4 protein-coding genes are annotated in these 3013 nt (G+C 63.0%); 3 read left to right on the top strand and 1 reads right to left on the bottom strand.

The window, feature by feature from the left end:
* On the bottom strand, positions 1-434 hold a 434-nt coding region (locus EN906_RS28980), incomplete at its 3' end, for a pyridoxal 5'-phosphate synthase (RefSeq protein ID WP_127375560.1).
* 77 nt (positions 435-511) lie between these two features.
* Between EN906_RS28980 and EN906_RS28985 the strand changes: the two genes are divergently transcribed.
* From EN906_RS28985 to fabI, 3 genes are all read left to right on the top strand, one after another.
* A complete protein-coding gene (locus tag EN906_RS28985) occupies positions 512-973 on the top strand; it encodes an RT0821/Lpp0805 family surface protein (RefSeq protein ID WP_127270334.1) in 462 nt (153 codons plus the stop codon).
* 101 nt (positions 974-1074) lie between these two features.
* The gene (locus EN906_RS28990) at positions 1075-2004 is read left to right on the top strand and encodes a J domain-containing protein (RefSeq protein WP_127270333.1); all 930 of its coding nucleotides are present in this window, start codon (positions 1075-1077) and stop codon (positions 2002-2004) included.
* A gap of 106 nt (positions 2005-2110) precedes the next feature.
* Positions 2111-2929 carry an enoyl-ACP reductase FabI gene (fabI, locus tag EN906_RS28995; protein ID WP_127268175.1) on the top strand — a complete coding sequence of 273 codons (819 nt, stop codon included), beginning with the start codon at positions 2111-2113 and terminating at the stop codon, positions 2927-2929.
* The last annotated feature ends 84 nt before the right edge of the window (positions 2930-3013 follow it).

Genomic DNA, 3013 nt, shown 5'->3' on the forward strand with positions numbered 1-3013 from the left:
GCTTTCTCCAGCGCAAAGCGGCTTTCCAGCGGCCGCGATTGTTTCGAAGCCCAGGCGCCGATGCGGCTGCCGCGCGGCCGTGTCGCATAGTAGGCGTCGGCTTCGGCGTCGCTGACGATCTCCACCGGTCCGCGAATGCGCACCTGGCGGCGCAGCGACTTCCAATGGAAACACATCGCCGCCTTCATGCTGCCAAGAATCTCCTGGCCCTTGGCGCTCTCGAAATTCGTGTAGAAGACAAACCCGCTTTCATCGAACCCCTTGAGCAACACCATACGCACATCCGGCATGCCGTCGGCATCGACGGTCGCCAGAGCCACGCCGTTGGGGTCGTTCGGCTCGCTTTTCGTGGCGTCGTCCAGCCATGCGGCAAAGAGGCGAAACGGTTCGGCAGCCTCGGTAAAGTCACCGCTTGTTAACTCAGTGTCACTCATAGTTTTTCTCAAATTGTCACGAAGCCAAGATTCTTACAAAACCAAGATTCTTTACGAAGCAAGGGGGAGGCTGCCGATTGTCGCGTATCGCGCAAGCTTTTGACAGCAGGCAATGGAGCGTTATCGCTTCGGCCAGCGCGAAAGCCGCGATCGTGGCGCTCGCCTTGCCGCTTGCCGCGTGTGGCGCCGGCGGCTTCAGCCTGGAAAAAGCCGAAGTCGACCGCTCGATCCTGACCAGCAGCACGTCTGCTTCGGCCGCGCCGGCCAATTTGGATCGCGACTCCGACCAGACGACGATCGGCAATGCGGTTTCCTCGGCCGACATCGAGCAACTCGGCGGGCAGGCCGTGCCGTGGGCCAATGCCGGCACCGGCTCGCGCGGTTCCATCACCGATCTGGCGGAATTGAAGGACAACGGCCAGACCTGCCGCCGCTTCAAGGCCTCGCGCGAAAGCTTTGACGGCGTTGCCATGTTCGAAGGCGAACTGTGCCTGGCCAGCGCCGGCGGCTGGCGCATGCAGGACTTCAAGGCGCTCTGATTTTCCGCGTCTGATATGCTGCTCCAGCACTGGAATTTCTTCCTATGCGAGCGCATATAGGTGGCACAAGAGACTCAACTCTACTCCAGGGCAGTAAGCACATGCGCGACCCCTATGAGGTGCTGGGCGTTGCCAGGAACGCATCGGCCAAGGACATAAAGTCGGCGTATCGGAAACTCGCCAAGAAGCATCATCCGGACCAGAATCCGAATGATCCCAAGGCGAAGGACCGTTTTGCCGCGGCCAACCAGGCCTACGAGATCGTCGGCGACGAAAAGAATCGCGCCGCTTTCGATCGCGGCGAGATCGACGCCGACGGCAAGCCGCGATTCCAGGGCTTTGAAGGCGCTGCCGGTGGCGGCGATCCCTTTGGCGGCTTTCGTCGGCAACAGGGTCCGGGCGGTTCGCGGTTCGAATTCCGCTCCGGCCGACCGGGTGGCGATCCGTTCGACGGCAACAGCGACATCTTCAGCCAGATTTTTGGCGACACTTTTTCGGGCGCGCGCGGTCCCGGCACGGGCGATCGCCGCCAGCAGGCGACAGCAGCCGATCTGAACGTGACGCTCGATATCACCATCGAGGAAGCGGCGACCGCCGAAAAGGTGACGGCGATGTTCCCCGACGGCCGCAAGGTGGCGGTCAAGCTGCCGGCCTATGTCGAGGATGGTCAGACCATCCGCCTCAAGGGCCAAGGCGAGCAGGGGCCAGGCCAGCCAGGCGACGCGCTGGTCAAGATCCATCTGCGCCGACATCCACGCTACCGCATCGAGGGCCGCGACCTGCACGCCGATCTACCGGTGGTACTGGCGGATGCGGTGCTCGGCGCCAAGGTGCCGGTCGAGACGCCGACCGGCAGGCTCGCGGTCAACATTCCGGCCTGGTCGAGCTCCGACAAGGTCCTGCGGCTGAAGGGCAGAGGCCTGCCGGAAAAGGCCGGCGGCCACGGCGATCTCTACGCTCATGTGCGTATCATGCTGCCGGAAGGCGGCGACAGCGCGCTCGAAGCGCTGTTGCGCGGCCAAAAAGGCTGATCGGCGGCTTTTGTCCCCCGAACTGTCCGGTTTGGACGCTTGAAGGGGCTCTGTGCCTGTGCGATAGGGCAACCCACAAAGCTGAAATCTTGCGGAGAGCGCTCACATGGCGGGTGGACAGGGCCTAATGGCCGGCAAGCGCGGCCTCATTCTTGGCGTCGCCAACAATAGGTCGATCGCCTATGGCATCGCCAAGTCGTGCGTCGACCATGGCGCCGAGATCGCGCTGACCTATCAGGGCGAGGCGTTCAAGAAGCGCGTCGAGCCGCTGGCGGCGGAACTGGGCGCCTTTGTCGCCGGCCATTGCGACGTCACCGATCCGGCGAGCCTGGACGAGGTTTTCGCCAATGTCGCCAGGCACTGGGGCAAGCTTGATTTCCTCGTCCACGCCATCGCCTTCTCCGACAAGGATGAACTGACCGGCCGCTATGTCGAGACGACGCGCGACAATTTCCTGCGCACCATGGACATTTCGGTCTATTCCTTCACCACCATAGCCAAGCGCGCCGAGGCGCTGATGACCGATGGCGGCTCGTTGCTGACGCTGACCTACTACGGCGCCGAAAAAGTGATGCCGCACTACAACGTCATGGGTGTCGCCAAGGCGGCGCTCGAGGCCAGCGTGCGCTACCTGGCGGTCGACCTCGGCGCCAAGAAGATCCGCGTCAACGCCATCTCGGCCGGCCCGATCAAGACGTTGGCCGCCTCCGGCATCGGCGATTTCCGCTACATCCTGAAGTGGAACGAGTACAATTCGCCGCTGAAGCAGACGGTCACGCAGGAGGAAGTCGGCGATTCCGGCGTCTATTTCCTGTCCGACCTGTCGCGCGGCGTCACCGGTGAAGTGCATCACGTCGATTCGGGCTACCACGTCGTCGGCATGAAGGCGGTCGACGCGCCTGATATTTCGACGGTCAAGGACTAACGCCCGGCCAACCGTCGTCCGTCCCGATCCCGCACCGGAAGACCTGATGTACCCGCTGGTTTATATCGCGCGCCACGGCCAGAC

Origin of the sequence: Mesorhizobium sp. M7A.F.Ca.CA.004.06.1.1 (genome assembly GCF_003999135.1) — a bacterium.
In the GTDB taxonomy this organism is placed as follows: domain Bacteria; phylum Pseudomonadota; class Alphaproteobacteria; order Rhizobiales; family Rhizobiaceae; genus Mesorhizobium.